The organism is Lachnotalea glycerini, assembly GCF_003201285.1.
Lineage (GTDB): Bacteria > Bacillota > Clostridia > Lachnospirales > Lachnospiraceae > Lachnotalea > Lachnotalea glycerini.
Genome location: NZ_QICS01000001.1, coordinates 90,111 through 104,688, shown reverse-complemented (window position 1 = coordinate 104,688; position 14,578 = coordinate 90,111). Strand labels below are relative to the sequence as shown.

Annotated in this window: 17 protein-coding genes; 2 read left to right on the top strand and 15 right to left on the bottom strand. The window is 34.3% G+C overall.

The annotated features are described in order from the left end of the window. Nucleotides 1–37: 37 nt before the first annotated feature. The 7 genes from C8E03_RS00500 to C8E03_RS00470 all read right to left on the bottom strand — a co-directional run bounded on the left by C8E03_RS00500 (nucleotide 38) and on the right by C8E03_RS00470 (nucleotide 7,504). Nucleotides 38–1,687 carry a putative polysaccharide biosynthesis protein gene (locus C8E03_RS00500; protein ID WP_110289968.1) on the bottom strand — a complete coding sequence of 550 codons (1,650 nt, stop codon included), beginning with the start codon at nucleotides 1,685–1,687 and terminating at the stop codon, nucleotides 38–40. A gap of 103 nt (nucleotides 1,688–1,790) precedes the next feature. Then, a complete protein-coding gene (gene ybeY, locus C8E03_RS00495) occupies nucleotides 1,791–2,288 on the bottom strand; it encodes an rRNA maturation RNase YbeY (protein ID WP_094376901.1) in 498 nt (165 codons plus the stop codon). Next, complete coding sequence (locus C8E03_RS00490) at nucleotides 2,278–3,471, bottom strand: HDIG domain-containing metalloprotein (protein WP_094376900.1); 1,194 nt, start codon at nucleotides 3,469–3,471, stop codon at nucleotides 2,278–2,280. Before C8E03_RS00490 ends, ybeY begins: the two co-directional genes overlap by 11 nt. Before the next feature lie 2 nt (nucleotides 3,472–3,473). Next, complete coding sequence (locus C8E03_RS00485) at nucleotides 3,474–4,460, bottom strand: PhoH family protein (protein ID WP_094376899.1); 987 nt, start codon at nucleotides 4,458–4,460, stop codon at nucleotides 3,474–3,476. After that, nucleotides 4,447–5,682: a sporulation protein YqfD gene (gene yqfD / locus C8E03_RS00480; protein WP_094376898.1), complete on the bottom strand. Its 1,236-nt coding sequence runs from the start codon at nucleotides 5,680–5,682 to the stop codon at nucleotides 4,447–4,449. The genes C8E03_RS00485 and yqfD overlap by 14 nt, the downstream gene beginning before the upstream one ends. A gap of 11 nt (nucleotides 5,683–5,693) precedes the next feature. Continuing rightward, nucleotides 5,694–5,990 carry a YabP/YqfC family sporulation protein gene (locus tag C8E03_RS00475; protein WP_094376897.1) on the bottom strand — a complete coding sequence of 99 codons (297 nt, stop codon included), beginning with the start codon at nucleotides 5,988–5,990 and terminating at the stop codon, nucleotides 5,694–5,696. A gap of 209 nt (nucleotides 5,991–6,199) precedes the next feature. Continuing rightward, on the bottom strand, nucleotides 6,200–7,504 hold the full coding sequence (locus tag C8E03_RS00470) for a pyrimidine-nucleoside phosphorylase (RefSeq protein WP_110289967.1): 1,305 nt from the start codon (nucleotides 7,502–7,504) through the stop codon (nucleotides 6,200–6,202). 271 nt (nucleotides 7,505–7,775) lie between these two features. On the opposite strand from C8E03_RS00470, the gene lexA reads away from it, so the two are divergent. Further along, the gene (gene lexA, locus C8E03_RS00465) at nucleotides 7,776–8,393 is read left to right on the top strand and encodes a transcriptional repressor LexA (protein WP_110289966.1); all 618 of its coding nucleotides are present in this window, start codon (nucleotides 7,776–7,778) and stop codon (nucleotides 8,391–8,393) included. Nucleotides 8,394–8,611: 218 nt separating this feature from the next. Next, complete coding sequence (locus tag C8E03_RS21815) at nucleotides 8,612–9,712, top strand: hypothetical protein (protein ID WP_170122845.1); 1,101 nt, start codon at nucleotides 8,612–8,614, stop codon at nucleotides 9,710–9,712. Between the two features lie 120 nt (nucleotides 9,713–9,832). On the opposite strand, the gene rsfS is transcribed toward C8E03_RS21815, so the two are convergent. From rsfS to rplU, 8 genes are all read right to left on the bottom strand, one after another. Beyond that, on the bottom strand, nucleotides 9,833–10,183 hold the full coding sequence (gene rsfS / locus C8E03_RS00445; RefSeq protein WP_110289963.1) for a ribosome silencing factor: 351 nt from the start codon (nucleotides 10,181–10,183) through the stop codon (nucleotides 9,833–9,835). Next, the gene (gene yqeK / locus C8E03_RS00440; RefSeq protein ID WP_094377291.1) at nucleotides 10,176–10,778 is read right to left on the bottom strand and encodes a bis(5'-nucleosyl)-tetraphosphatase (symmetrical) YqeK; all 603 of its coding nucleotides are present in this window, start codon (nucleotides 10,776–10,778) and stop codon (nucleotides 10,176–10,178) included. Before yqeK ends, rsfS begins: the two co-directional genes overlap by 8 nt. A 17-nt stretch (nucleotides 10,779–10,795) precedes the next feature. Next, nucleotides 10,796–11,416 (bottom strand): nicotinate-nucleotide adenylyltransferase, encoded by a 621-nt coding sequence (gene nadD / locus C8E03_RS00435; protein WP_110289962.1) that lies wholly within the window; start codon nucleotides 11,414–11,416, stop codon nucleotides 10,796–10,798. Between the two features lie 25 nt (nucleotides 11,417–11,441). After that, entirely contained in the window at nucleotides 11,442–11,741 is a 300-nt protein-coding gene (yhbY, locus tag C8E03_RS00430; protein WP_094377293.1) for a ribosome assembly RNA-binding protein YhbY, read from the bottom strand. Between the two features lie 14 nt (nucleotides 11,742–11,755). After that, the gene (obgE, locus tag C8E03_RS00425; RefSeq protein ID WP_110289961.1) at nucleotides 11,756–13,039 is read right to left on the bottom strand and encodes a GTPase ObgE; all 1,284 of its coding nucleotides are present in this window, start codon (nucleotides 13,037–13,039) and stop codon (nucleotides 11,756–11,758) included. Nucleotides 13,040–13,479: 440 nt separating this feature from the next. Next, nucleotides 13,480–13,770, bottom strand: a complete 291-nt coding sequence (gene rpmA, locus C8E03_RS00420) for a 50S ribosomal protein L27 (protein WP_094377295.1) — start codon at nucleotides 13,768–13,770, stop codon at nucleotides 13,480–13,482. A 3-nt stretch (nucleotides 13,771–13,773) separates the two neighbouring features. After that, complete coding sequence (locus tag C8E03_RS00415; RefSeq protein WP_110289960.1) at nucleotides 13,774–14,103, bottom strand: ribosomal-processing cysteine protease Prp; 330 nt, start codon at nucleotides 14,101–14,103, stop codon at nucleotides 13,774–13,776. Nucleotides 14,104–14,193: 90 nt separating this feature from the next. Further along, nucleotides 14,194–14,502, bottom strand: a complete 309-nt coding sequence (gene rplU, locus C8E03_RS00410; protein ID WP_094377297.1) for a 50S ribosomal protein L21 — start codon at nucleotides 14,500–14,502, stop codon at nucleotides 14,194–14,196. Nucleotides 14,503–14,578: the final 76 nt, after the last annotated feature.

Here is a 14,578-nt window from a genome sequence, read left to right as displayed (position 1 = left end):
TATAGTATCAGCTTATTTTATAAATTTATTCAATTGTTTACAGTAAATGAAACTTCTCTGCAATATTTATCAGCAGATACCCTTTAGGCATATGCTCTAAATCATCAATGGATATCCCTTTAAGCAACAATAATAAGATAAAATAAATGACAGAACCTGCCCCTATTGCCAGTAATACAGCAATGCTATTACTAACAAGTTTAAACAACAAGAAATAAATCAAAAATACAGCAACTCCCATGAACAACGCAGCAATGCTTGGTATAATAAACGTTCTTTTTATTTCCTGTTCGTAATCCACACTTTTTCTTATTGCAATTGCATTTAATATGCACATTAATAAAGCAAATAATATATTTGCATATACTACTGCATAAACACCCCATTGAAAGAAGTAAAGCATAACAAACAAAGCAGCTAAGTGAATCACAAGCGAGATTGCAGCATTTCTTACCGGTACATTCATTTTATTGATACCTTGCAAAATACCATTCGTCAATGTTGATAGAGCATAAAGAACTGTCGAAATTGAACCGATCTGTAATAATCTGGCAGGAAGCACACTAGAATCATGAAATAGCAATTGCAAAATTGGTGATGCGATTACAGTAAAACCAACTGCACATGGTATAACTACTATCATTGTAAAACGAATGGATGAGCTTATTTTTCTGTTTACAGCACGATCATTATATTCTGCCAAGGCTCTTGCCAAGGTGGGAACTGTGGATGCAGACAAAGCATTGGCTATCGCTAAGGGGACATTGGTAAGCAATTTATATTTACCGCTGAACACCCCCCAAAGCTCAGCTGTATCACTGGAAGATGTTCCTTGCAACACCATGATTTTATTAAACAAACCCTGATCTAAAATGGAATTGATATTATAAATCGCAGTACTTAGTATAACAGGAATAATAGTTAAAATTAATATTTTAAAAATCTCAGAATATTCTTCCCGATATCTTGTTTGGTCTCTGCGGATTTGTCTATTTATAACACGTTTATACATCATTGCCAAGAGTAATAAAAATACCAGACCAAATAATACTCCAGCTCCGGTACCTAATGTACCCCCTGCTGCTCCATAAGCTGGAGCATAGCCGGATGTATAAAGCAGTGCATCTAATTTTTTTCCATAAGAATATAAGTAATAAGCAGCTACCACGCTGACTACCGCATTCATAATTTGTTCAATAATCTGCGAAAATACAGTCGGAATCATTGTACCTAGTCCCTGGAAATATCCTCTTATTACTCCCATAATTGCGCTAAGAACAAGAGTAGGTGCTAATATTTTTAAAGCAAACGCACTCATCGGCTGTGACATTAATGTACCCGACAAAAAATCTGCCCCAAAATATGTAACAAGTGAGACTGTAACACCTGCAATACCCGCAAATATTAACGAACCCTTATAGATGCGATAGGCATTTTTCCTTTGTCCCTTTGCAACTCTTGCTGATACAAGCTTTGACACTGCAATTGGCAAACTATACGAAGATAATAATAGCATAATAGAATAAACCTCAAAAGCACAGGAATAATAACCATTACCTTCATCGCCTATAATATTCGTCAATGGTATCCGATATAAAATACCGATTAATCTACATATTACCGATGTTACTGCTAATATACTTCCTTGTATAATAAAATTAGACTCACTATTTCTTCTCTTACCCATTATGCACCTCTATTTTTGATATCAGATAGAAAATATATCTTTCTATTGATGTTAATCTAAGAATCAGCTAAACTTTATTGATATTGGTAATTTTATAAAAATTTTACCTGTTAATACCTAATTCCGAAAGAATTTGACTTTGCTTCTCTTCCATAATATTTGCCTCAGCCTTCTCCATATGATCATAACCGCACAAATGAAGCATACTATGGGTAATTAAAAACGCAAATTCTCTTACATCAGAATGATTATAGCATTTGGCCTGCTCATACACCTTATCAACTGATATAATTATATCACCTAATATTAATTCACCTGTCTCGGGATTAAAATATTCTCTCTCATTCTTTTCAACAATAGAAAAATCTGATGGTGAAATATAATCAATCATTGGAAAAGACAAGACATCTGTAGGACTGTCAATTCCTCTGTATTCCATATTGATCGAGTGTATTTCTTCATCATCAGTCAGTACCAGATTAACCTCCGTCTCATAAGGACAGTTTTCAAATTCCAATACTTTATTTATCACTTCATCTATGATTTTTTTATAATCAAAAGAAAGTTGTTTTTTAGTTTCCACTTCAATATTAAATGTCATAAATAGTTTCCTCCTGTTTAAAACATTTCTTTATATCACGAAACATTTTTAATGTAAGACCTGATTCATCAAGCATATCCTTATCAAGCTTTGCATCAATCACCTGATCAATTACAATATCTCTATCATAGACTAATTCATTTTGTTTATCATTCAAATATTCAAATGCTGATATAATTGTATCAGACAGCATAACAACGGCTGCCTCAATTGTTTTGGGGCATTGATGACGTCCTGTATGCTGTTTAATTATATCTACTACTTCTTCCGGAAAAGAATAACTTCTTGCTATTTCAATTCCATAGCTGACATAATCCTTTCCCTCAAGCTTGCCAATCTTATGATAATAGCCACCAGCCTTAGCCAGAAGAGAATCTGCTCCCAGCTTATAAGCGACACGTTCGGAAAGCTTGGCCACTTTTAGAGAATGGTCGTACAAATCCTTGGAATAGTTTTTTAACATTACAATCAACTCATAATTAGGATCACTGATTCGAAGCAGTTTTGCCCTGATTCTGTTTTCTACTCTATAATAAATATATGGAAGCATTAATATAATAGCAACAATACCCCCTATCGTGCACAAAAAGGAGCTTACTATATACTGATTAGTAATATTTTTATTTTTTATATATTCCAGTATTCCAGATAATGCCAAATTAGTGGTAAGCATGATAACGATAGCATACACAAAAAATTTCTTCTGTGTAAAGTATTTTGCAACCGCACAACCAATCAAACCAGACAATAGATAAAATACGATCACTTCAATCGAATCAGCGGATATCAAAGTAATCATAACTGAAAAATATATTTGAAATAAAATTCCCATATATTCATTCGTAACCAACGTCATTATGATTCCAACAATAAACATAGGTCTGATATTACTCGGTATCAATGTTAGAATAAAAGAAGTTATAAACAAAATCCAATATACATTGATTATTCTACCATAGCTTGACATCTGTTTGGTAAAATGTGTTTTATTAATTCTTACATTATTAATATAGAAAATAATAATAGTAACACAAACCAAGCCGATAAAAATGTTTGCTATAACACTGCCGATACTCTTGCTTTTTAAAAAGGATGCCCCGCTAACCAAAATAATGGTTTCTACATACATAATGATAGTCATTATGCCATAATATGCTTCCGTATGATTATACTTGTCTTTCATTCTTATCTCTTTCTCGTCTTTTGTATTGTATTATATTTGAGCTCATACTCATCGTATGCCTTTACAATTTTTTGTACTAATGGATGTCTAACAACATCTTGACTAGTTAAATTACAAAACCCAATTCCTTCCACCCTTTTTAGAATCTTAGCAGCCACTTCAAGTCCAGACTTTGCACCTGATGGCAAATCCTTTTGTGTGTTGTCTCCAGTTACAATAACCTTTGACCCAAATCCAATTCTTGTTAAGAACATTTTCATTTGAGCTGGTGTGGTATTTTGTGCTTCATCCAAAATAATATATGCATTATCCAATGTTCTTCCACGCATATAAGCAAGAGGAGCTACCTCAATTAATCCTTTTTCCATGTTTTTAGCAAAACTATCAGGTCCCATAATCTGGTATAATGCATCATACAAAGGTCTTAAATACGGATCTACCTTACTTTGCAAATCACCAGGCAAAAATCCCAACTTTTCACCAGCCTCAATGGCTGGCCTTGTCAAAATGATGCGATTTACCTCATTATCCTTAAAAGCACTGATCGCCATCGCCATTGCCAAATAGGTCTTACCTGTTCCTGCAGGACCAATTCCGAATACAATCATATTATGCTTAATTAAATCGATGTAGCTCTTTTGTCCCAACGTCTTAGGCTTAATTGGTTTACCATTTATCGTATGACATATGACTTCCTTATCAATCTCAACCAAAGCCTCTTCATTTTCTTCAAAAGATAAGGATATTGCATAGTTTACATTCTGCTCATTTATGATATTCCCTCTTTTGGATAATTCAATAAGCTGTTCAAAAATATTCTTTGCTTTTATTGTAGAGGCCTGTGAACCCAATATTTTGAGTTCACCATCTCTTGCAACTATTGTTATATTTAAAGCTTTCTCTATTTTCTTAACATAAAAATCAAATTGGCCAAATACATTTTTTGCATGTTCAACAGGCATTTCAATAACAATTTCATTCAAGCTCATCTGTATTAGTCCTTTCCTCTGGGATTGTCAAAATCTCTGTATTTACTCTTATACCTGTCTTTTCAATTACGGTAAGATATCCATCAACAATACAAGATTTTTTTCCTATATGTATTTTAACATTATTTTCTACAATTTGAACCCCTTTTTCAATTAAATTTTCACAAAATTCTCTCAGCTTCTTGTTTCCACGCTCTATAGCTTCTTCTTCTGTATATTGTTTCTCCTCAGAAACATACTCTTTTACCTGGATTTTGCCCAAAACGAAAGGAAGGTAAAAATTCTCTCCTATTTTTAAAGGTGTTTCATTTGTGAACGTGTCGTACTCATTATATCTGATTTTTCTACTAAATATGTTTATTTTTTTATTAAGGATTTTTAAATAATATCTTAACTTTTGATTATTTGTGTAATTTTTCTGTATATAAGTTACATCAAATTCATCATTATAATCAATTATCGTTTTAGCATATATATCTGCATCCGCTGCATAGTACTGGTAATCTGCAATTTCACCATTATCATTATATACATCTACTCTGCCAGATACAAGGATATCTCCTTTTTTTACGATAGACCCTTCTTCTGCCATAGGTGTACCCTTTCTGGTTATAATACTGCTAATCATGCAATCCTTTGATGCAACAATGTCACTTGGTGTGGTATTTTCTTTTATCGTGCTGACATCCGTGTTTTCCTGAACCTGTATTAAAAGCCTTGTACCTTTTATTTGTGCTGACGCCCAAATAATATCATCGTATTCACTTCGAAGCATTTGTTCGACCTGCTCGCTATCAATTTCACTTTTCATCATGCCATGATAGATTTCATTATTTTTTAAAAAATCTAATATTACATTATCTGTTCTGGAATAATTGCCACTAATATTAATATCCCAGATAAACATTGATAATATGTAAATGATTGTTGCGAATAATATGATACCGCAAAAAAACATCTTTCTCTTTCGGTATTTATGTAAAAAAAAAGGAAGTCCATGCCTTTCCATTATTTTAAGTTTTGTATTTGTCTTTTTTAGAATTGGTTTCAGTCTTCGAAAGTCACTTACGCTCAAAAACATCTCATACTTGTTTTCCCGATTTTCTAATCCCCATATTAAAATATTGCGGCTACTACACAAATTGATAAATCTTTCAGGTGAAAAGCCATAAATGCGTACTTTCAAATAGCCTCTTATGAATTTCATAAGATTAATTAACATGTTAACACTCCCTAGTGCTGATATTTTATTTCATCTATTTGACCTATTATTTTCATCTCATCATTTGTGTAATAGACTATTTTTAAGTCTTCACCACATATTTCAATTCTACAGTTTTTTGTCTGCAATTTTATTTTCTTTTCTGTGTATTCTATTATTCCATTATAATTTTCTACATACGCTTCACTTTGACCAGTAACGGTCAGAATGGCTGCGCCTAAAAGCAAATCTTTAGGAAGCTTCAGTGTATCTGCAACGTTTTCCATTAGTCGAGTGTTTTTTTGACTCGCTTCAACCCTTTTTCTCATTGCGTAATAGACCTCCTGTCTGCTTTCAACATACTTACTGAAAACTATTATAATCAGTCTCTGACCAAGCATAGGTAGTTTCTATCTGTATGTAGCTAATGCTAATATATGCAAAATTGTTATGAAAAATTCAATGCTGCCTAAAATTAGACCAAGAGTAACTATATCTTTTCTTAAAGGTTACAGCAAAGCAAATATCATAATTGGCATTACTCAATGATACCCTTAATGAACTTTGGCTTTTCTCTCTTTTCGCTGGTAAAAGAATAAGTCTTTATAAATCTTTCTTTTGCTGCCTTTAATTTTTCTTTATCATTTGCATAAATAGTAGCAAGGCTTTCACCCATTTTTACATAATCACCAACCTTTTTATGTAATACAAGACCAACGGCTAAATCAATCTCACTTTCCTTTGTTTCTCTTCCTCCTCCCAGAATCAGAGAAACAATTCCTATTTCATCCGTAATAATATGTTCTACATAACCCTCCTTTTCCGATACTATTTCCTCTATAATCGAAGCCTTGGGAAGAAGGGATGTATCATAAATCGGAGCAGCATTGCCACCTTGAGCCTTCACAAACTGCGCAAATTTAGCCAATGCACTTTTATCCTCGATTGTGCCGTATAATTTTTCTCTTGCCTCCTCTATAGATTTGGCATTATTGGTTCCAAACAGCATGTATGAGCCAAGTGTCACACACAGTTCAAGTAAGTCCTTAGAGCCTTCGCCCTTTAAGGTTTCAATTGCTTCCTTTACCTCCAGTGCATTACCTACAGCAAAGCCAAGGGGTTGATCCATATCCGACACAATTGCTACTGTATGCTTTCCTGCTCCCTTTCCTATCTGAACCATTTCCTTAGCCAATGCAACAGAATCTTGTTCCGTTTTCATAAAGGCACCACTGCCCGTCTTTACATCCAGCACAATGGTATCGGCGCCCGCCGCCAGCTTCTTACTCATAATACTGCTTGCAATCAAAGACATATTGTCTACTGTTGCCGTTACATCTCTCAATGCATATAGCTTTTTATCAGCCGGTGCCAAATCCGCAGTTTGTCCAATAATAGACATCTTAATTGAATTCACATTATGAATAAATTTTTCTGTCGAAATATCTACCGAAAACCCTTCGAAGCTTTCCAGCTTATCAATGGTTCCTCCTGTATGTCCCAGACCTCTTCCAGACATTTTGGCTACAGGGACTCCAAGTGCCGCCACCATAGGTCCTAATACAAGAGAAGTCTTATCCCCCACTCCACCGGTACTATGTTTATCAGCCTTCAAGCCATTTATATCAGAGAGATCAAGTACATCACCACTATGAGCCATAGCCATGGTAAGGTTCAAGGTTTCCTCCTCGTTCATACCTCTGAAATAAATTGCCATCATCATTGCAGACATCTGATAATCAGGTATGCTTCCATTTGTAAAGCCTTCAACCATAAAATTAATTTCATCCTGCTCTAAAGCCCTGCCATTTCTTTTCTTCATAATCAGATCATACATTCTCATAACGAATACCTCTCTTCTCTTTTAAATTTTATCAATATCGATATATTATTAGTAACATTCTTAATTAAACTCTATACTTATTATCTTATCAGGTTTTTACTACTTTATTTTTTAGATAGATTATAATTATATCATACTATAGATTGATTCACAGCCTATTTTTTCCCAATTTATACCCTGATTTATTGTTGCTTTTCACGAACATTCGTTTGCAATAGCAGAACATATGTGTTATTATATTAAAATAATAACAATTAGGAGGTAATTGCTAATGGCTTATGGCAAAATTACAGCTAAGCAATCAGAAATACTTGAATACATAAAAAAGGAAATACTCAGCAAGGGCTATCCGCCTGCTGTTCGTGAAATATGTGAAGCTGTTCATTTAAAATCTACATCCTCCGTTCATTCTCACCTTGAAACACTTGAGAAAAACGGTTACATACGACGCGATCCTACTAAGCCTAGAGCAATTGAAATTATAGATGATACCTTTAATTTGACAAGACGCGAAGTTGTTAATGTTCCTGTAGTAGGTACCGTTGCTGCTGGTAATCCAATTCTGGCAGTCGAAAATATTAATAACTACTTTCCTATTCCGGCTGAATTTATGCCTAATACGGAAAGTTTTATTCTGACTGTAAAAGGAGATAGTATGATTAATGTTGGGATTTTACATGGTGATCAAATCCTGGTATCAAAGCAGTCAACAGCCAGCAATGGAGATATTGTAGTAGCTTTGGTTGATGATTCCGCTACCGTGAAGACCTTTTATAAAGAAAAGGGGCATTATAGACTTCAGCCTGAAAATGACACCCTTGAACCAATTATCGTGGATAAGGTCGTGATTTTAGGAAAAGTATTCGGAGTGTTTCGATTATTCCGTTAATCATTATATATTGTCTCAACTAAGTTTAATTTTTTGATAATCACTTTTTATTATTGACTAACATATAATATTTAGAGTTATTGTAATTATTTATTTAGAATTATGCCGCACTTTGAAGTCCTATTGATTATTTTGCTTTTATTCATAGGCAAATACTGTAAATGTGCAATTGGCAAAGACCTCTAAATGATATAATTCAAAGTTAGTGAGGTGATTATTTGAGCAATATAGCATTACAAATTGAACGTTTATCTGCAGGGGTAATACCGGATGTAAGTAATGTAATTTTCGACACCATTGTATATTCAGATGGAAATATTATTTATGATAGTAATTCAGGACTAATTACTTTTAACGAACCTGGAAGATATACTATTAATTGGTGGGTAGCAACACAATCTTCCCCAACAACAAATGTAGCAGTTTTTACGTTATATTCTTCACAAGGCGATATTTTGAAAGGTAATTCACCAAATATAGCAGGACAGGTGGTTGGCTTTAACATTATAAATACTACCTCAGCTCCTGTTACTGTTTCTTTGAAAAATAACAGTGCTGCTCTCATTAACTATCCAGATAACGTACCAGTGAAAGCAACACTTACTATTGTGCAGGATAACGGCTCCAGCATTGGACCCACCGGACCTATGGGGTTAACTGGTATTCCTGGTTTGCAAGGTATTCCTGGCATTCCTGGACCTCCTGGACCTCCGGGACCGCAAGGAACATTTGGCAACACTTCCTATTGTTTTTCCATCGCTCAGTTATCCTATACCTTAAATCAACTTATTGATTTATATTCTGGCAACACTTGGTCAGTTTTTACCACCAATGTCTACACTGTCACAGGAGTACCGTCTAATCTTTATACCTCTTCTAACGCCACCGACGCAGGAATACTAATACTGCAAAATGGTACTCAATACGAGGCTATCCCGCTGAATGCCATTTGTTCAATTTATGTTGGCGATGGTACTGTATACAATGATTCAATCAAATATCTTGATACTCTTTCTCCTTTGCCAGTTGGTTGTGATACAAATCTTTTAACCGCCATTCAAAGTTATCTCCCATTATTAACAGATGTTCTAATTATGTTGGGCGTTTCAATTCAAGCATCAGGATTGGTTTATAAGAATGAGTTTGGCATGTTGGTTTTATCTGATAATGACGGAAATACACCTGTTTTTATTGTTTCTAATCATATAGCGAGAATCACTACAGATTCTCTACCATCATTGAACAGTCGGAGCAGCTCTACAAGCAAAACAAAGGTAAGTATTAAAAGCCTAAAATCAAACAAAAAACTAAAATTTTAAAAAGATATATTTCTTTTAAATAATATACAAATAATGCAGCCTCTAAAACAGGGCTGCTCAGCAAAAAAGGTACCAAGTTCTCAAGAACTGGTGCCTTTTTTGCCGTGCTTCCATCTTTAATTACAAATTATCAATCTCTATATTCTTACCATCTCTCCAGATTCTTTCAAGATCGTAAAATAAACGATCTTCTTTCGAAAATACATGAACGATAATATCTCCATAATCTAACAATATCCACTTTCCCGTACGGTAGCCCTCCACTTGTTTTGGCTCATAGCCTGCTTTAAATAATTCTTCCTGTACATTATCTACTAAAGCTTTTACTTGATTCTCATTATTACCATTTGCAATAATAAAATAATCTGCTAAAACCGATACGTTGCCTATGTCTATTATCCTAATATCTTCTGCTTTTTTATCCTCTAACGCACGATACGTTGTCTTGACCATTTCTTTCGAACTATTCATTTATTGTATCCTCCTTCGTTTCGATCAGCTGTTTATAATATTCATATGCTTTTTGTGTTATAGGGTCAATATCTCCAGCCTTTTCTTTCAAAAATTCTAAAGTGTCACCTAATATTTCATACATTACCCTATCTATATCTATAAACGCTGTTTTTCTACGTTCATCTAAATGAGGTGCTTTATCTCGTCTTGGTTCAATATAATCAGCAACAAAAATTATTTTATCCAGCAATTCCATATTTGGCTTTCCCGTCGTATGGTTTAATATCGAGCTGATAATTTCCTTATCTCTAATCCGATATTTATGCATGACGAGAAATGCTCCTAACTTTGCATGCAGCAAAAATGGATTTGACCGCTCTAAATCCGTAATATTAATATTATGTTTTTCACATAATGCTATCTTTCTATCATTTGGAATGCACTTTGCACAATCGTGCATAAGACCTGCAAGCATAGCAGATTTTACATCATATTCATAACGCATCGCAAGAGCTCCTGCTGTATACATTACTCCAATTGTATGCTCATATCTTTCTTTATCTAATTTAGTTTTTAATTTTTTTTGATATCTTTCTAAATTAATCTCTTTCATTTGCAACACACCCTATTTTAATAATGCTTATATAAATTATTTTTGTAAATATAACGTTCTACATCACTTGTAACATAATATTTTATAGATTTTCCTGCACTTACAGCAGTTCTAATATAGGTAGAAGATAAATCAATATTCGGAGTGTCAAGTAAATATATTTTAGCATTATATTTCTTTGTAATCTCGTCTATTTTTTTATTCAATTCCTTTGATTTTAAATTGTATCTGGTAGCAACTAGTATCGTACAATCCCTGCAAATCTTTTCAGGTTCTTTCCATTTATGCAATTCAAGTAATGAATCTGCTCCAATAATAAAATAATATTCTATGTTTGAATTTTCTTTTGTCAGATTTTCTAAAGTTTCATACGTATATGTATAGCCACTTCTTTCAACCTCTATTAAAGAAAGTTCAAAATGCTTATTTCCTTCTATGGCCAACCTTACCATTGAAACCCGATGCTTGATAAGTGCCGAAACTTCATTGTCTTTATGTGGTGGATTTCCCGCAGGCATAATGAGTACCTTGTCCATATTGAATTTATCATAAGCTTGCTCTGCAAGCATAAGATGTCCAACATGTATCGGATCAAAGGTACCTCCCATAATTCCTATTCTTGTCTTTCCCTCACTCATAATTGTTTCATCTCCCTAAATAATTTTATTTATTTGGTAAAACAATCTTTTGTTTTTCTTTCTCTTTCGCCGGTTTATATAATACTATCTTTTTCCCAATTACCTGTACGACTGAAGATCTGGTTCTTTCTGCGATCATCTGTGCTATTTCCTTTGGATCATCTGCGCAATTATTTAGTATACTAATCTTAATTAGTTCTCTAACCTCCATTGCTTCTTCAATTGCCGCTGTTACTTTTGGTGTAACACTTGCCTTTCCGACTTGGAAAATAGGCTCCAGAGTGCTGGCTAAGCCCTTTAAGTATGCTCTTTGCTTACTTGTCATATGGATTCCTCCTTTTATTTATAATAATCGAACTCAAGACCATACATTCTAACAGTATCGCCTTCTTCAATTCCTGCTTTTTCTAGTTCATCTAGAATACCGTTATCTTTTAAGAAACGTTGAAAAAACGCAAATCCCTTTTCGGATTCCAGATTTGTATATCCGAGCATTTTATCAATTTTGGGTCCTTCTACTACATAAATCCCATCTTCATCAATTTCAATTGTATATGGTTCATCTGCTAAACGGATTTCTTCTTCAAAGAATTCCTTTTCAAAAATGATAGGTTCAGGATCCAAGCTTTCCAATAATTCATTGACATAAAAGAGTAATTCCTTTAAGCCTTTACCGCTTACCGCAGATATAGCAAATACTTTTATTCCCTTTGGTTCAAACTCATCTCTAAGTTTTTGAACCGGGTCTTCATCCTCTGAGTAAATAACGTCAATTTTATTTGCAGCAATCACCTGAGGCCTCATTGCAATTTGTTCATTATAATTGGATAATTCCTGATTGATTGTATAAATATCCTCAATCGGATCTCTTCCTTCTGTTGAAGCAGCATCCACCATATGAATAATGACTTTTGTACGCTCAATATGTCTTAAGAACTCATGTCCAAGCCCTATTCCTTGTGAAGCACCTTCTATTAAACCTGGAATATCCGCAATTACAAATCCTTTTCCTTCTGTTAAATCGACCACACCTAAATTGGGATTTAATGTAGTGAAATGATAGTTGGCAATCTTTGGCTTGGCATTTGTGACTCTAGACAAGAGTGTAGACTTTCCAACATTTGGAAAACCTACCAGACCTACATCTGCAATTACCTTTAGCTCTAACGTTACCTCTAGTTCCTTGGATGGTTGTCCAGGCTGCGCATATTTAGGAGCCTGCATTGTTGGAGTAGCAAAATTCATATTTCCAAGTCCACCTTTGCCACCCTTTAAAATAATTTCCCTATTATTTCCATTTGACATATCGGTAATAACTTTACCAGTTTTCTCATCCTTTATAACCGTTCCAGCCGGCACTTTTATAATGATATCCTGTCCATCTGCTCCGTGACACTTTTTCTTTCCGCCTTGTTGACCATCTACGGCACAGTATTTCCTTTTATGACGAAAATCAGTCAGTGTATTTAAACCTTCATCCACTTCAAAAATTACGTCTCCGCCTTTGCCGCCATTTCCGCCATCGGGTCCACCGTTTGGTACAAATAATTCCCGTCTAAAACTTACATGTCCATCTCCGCCCTTACCAGCACGAATATATATTTTTGCTCTATCTGCAAACATTTTTTCACCTTCTCTAAATTATCTTAATTGTTATATAATCAAGCATATTCTCTTTCGTATTTTTATTCATATTTGAGTTTTCGTATTTTTTTCAACTAATTATATCATATCAATTTAATATTTTTTTATTCTAATTGAAAAAAATACGAAACATCAAATTAATATAAAAACAAACTGACAGAGCGGACAAGTCCACATCAGCTCCCTTATCCCTCACTCACGAGGGACTTGACCGCTTTGCCGCGCCGAATGCTGTTACGCAGTGACATTTTCCACCTGCATTCGTGCGCATTGTGTTTTATTTCATAGGAATTAAACTTTTTACGTTACCACAACAAGGTCTTTCCTATGAAATAAAATAAAGCCATTCTTACTCTCACGATAAAAGCGAAACCTTAATCTGTGAGAATAAAAACGGCTTATGGTTCTTACTTGTACTCTTATTCGTTAATAGCTACAGGATGAATAGAAACTTGTTTCTTATCTCTGCCTTTTCTTTCAAATCTTACTACGCCATCAACTAAAGCGAATAATGTATCATCTCCACCACGACCTACATTTGTACCAGGATGAATCTTAGTACCACGCTGTCTGTAAAGAATATTTCCAGCTTTTACAAACTGTCCATCTGCTCTTTTAGCACCTAATCTCTTAGATTCTGAATCTCTACCATTCTTAGTAGAACCAACACCTTTTTTATGAGCGAAAAATTGAAGGTTCATTCTCATCATGACCTACACCTCCTTGAATTTAATTCTAATATATCCGTCGTTATAATCTCTTTCAATTCCTTGCAAACCAAGTTCCAAGGCTTTCATAAGTAACGTTGAATTCTCGCTGATATCATCTACAAACTTAAATTCAATCATTCCTTTTTCTTCATCTGTCTTTATCTTTAATCGATCCTCAGTAAATGCTTCTATTGAATTTATCGTATTAATCACTAAAGCCGAAACGGCAGAGCATATAATATCATAACCCATATCTGCATAGCCAGCATGCCCTAAAGACTTCAGACCAGCAAAACTGCCTTTTGAATTTTTATAAATTGTAATTTTAATCATAACAGACCTTTTCTTTGCATATCAACACATATGATTTCATTGCTTATATGAATATAATCACAGTGTCAGGGTGAAAACTTTTATTTCAGCCTAAGCATTAATTTTCTCAATTTTTACCTGAGTAAACGCTTGTCTATGACCGTTTTTCTTGTGATATCCTGATTTTCTCTTATACTTGTAAACAATCACTTTTTTTGCTTTGCCTTCTTTTACTACTGATGCAGTAACACTGGCATTTGCTACTGTAGGCTCGCCTACCTTTAAGCTTCCATCGTTTACAGCAAGAATCTGATCAAATGTAACAGTTTCTCCAGCTTCTACTCCAAGTTTTTCTACTCTAATGATATCGCCTTCAGCTACTTTGTACTGTTTACCACCTGTTGCTATAATTGCGTACATATGGCACCTCCTATTATCATTACTCGCCAGCTGCGGTGAGCTTACGCTGCTTAAACCTCGCTGTGCGGCATACTGG

Coding starts and splice junctions, on each gene's coding strand:
- C8E03_RS00500 (WP_110289968.1), bottom strand. CDS start 1,687: ATGGGTAAGAGAAGAAATAGTGAGTCTAATTTTATTATACAAGGAAGT.
- ybeY (WP_094376901.1), bottom strand. CDS start 2,288: ATGACATTTAATATTGAAGTGGAAACTAAAAAACAACTTTCTTTTGAT.
- C8E03_RS00490 (WP_094376900.1), bottom strand. CDS start 3,471: ATGAAAGACAAGTATAATCATACGGAAGCATATTATGGCATAATGACT.
- C8E03_RS00485 (WP_094376899.1), bottom strand. CDS start 4,460: ATGAGCTTGAATGAAATTGTTATTGAAATGCCTGTTGAACATGCAAAA.
- yqfD (WP_094376898.1), bottom strand. CDS start 5,682: ATGTTAATTAATCTTATGAAATTCATAAGAGGCTATTTGAAAGTACGC.
- C8E03_RS00475 (WP_094376897.1), bottom strand. CDS start 5,990: ATGAGAAAAAGGGTTGAAGCGAGTCAAAAAAACACTCGACTAATGGAA.
- C8E03_RS00470 (WP_110289967.1), bottom strand. CDS start 7,504: ATGAGAATGTATGATCTGATTATGAAGAAAAGAAATGGCAGGGCTTTA.
- lexA (WP_110289966.1), top strand. CDS start 7,776: ATGGCTTATGGCAAAATTACAGCTAAGCAATCAGAAATACTTGAATAC.
- rsfS (WP_110289963.1), bottom strand. CDS start 10,183: ATGAATAGTTCGAAAGAAATGGTCAAGACAACGTATCGTGCGTTAGAG.
- yqeK (WP_094377291.1), bottom strand. CDS start 10,778: ATGAAAGAGATTAATTTAGAAAGATATCAAAAAAAATTAAAAACTAAA.
- nadD (WP_110289962.1), bottom strand. CDS start 11,416: ATGAGTGAGGGAAAGACAAGAATAGGAATTATGGGAGGTACCTTTGAT.
- yhbY (WP_094377293.1), bottom strand. CDS start 11,741: ATGACAAGTAAGCAAAGAGCATACTTAAAGGGCTTAGCCAGCACTCTG.
- obgE (WP_110289961.1), bottom strand. CDS start 13,039: ATGTTTGCAGATAGAGCAAAAATATATATTCGTGCTGGTAAGGGCGGA.
- rpmA (WP_094377295.1), bottom strand. CDS start 13,770: ATGATGAGAATGAACCTTCAATTTTTCGCTCATAAAAAAGGTGTTGGT.
- C8E03_RS00415 (WP_110289960.1), bottom strand. CDS start 14,103: ATGATTAAAATTACAATTTATAAAAATTCAAAAGGCAGTTTTGCTGGT.
- rplU (WP_094377297.1), bottom strand. CDS start 14,502: ATGTACGCAATTATAGCAACAGGTGGTAAACAGTACAAAGTAGCTGAA.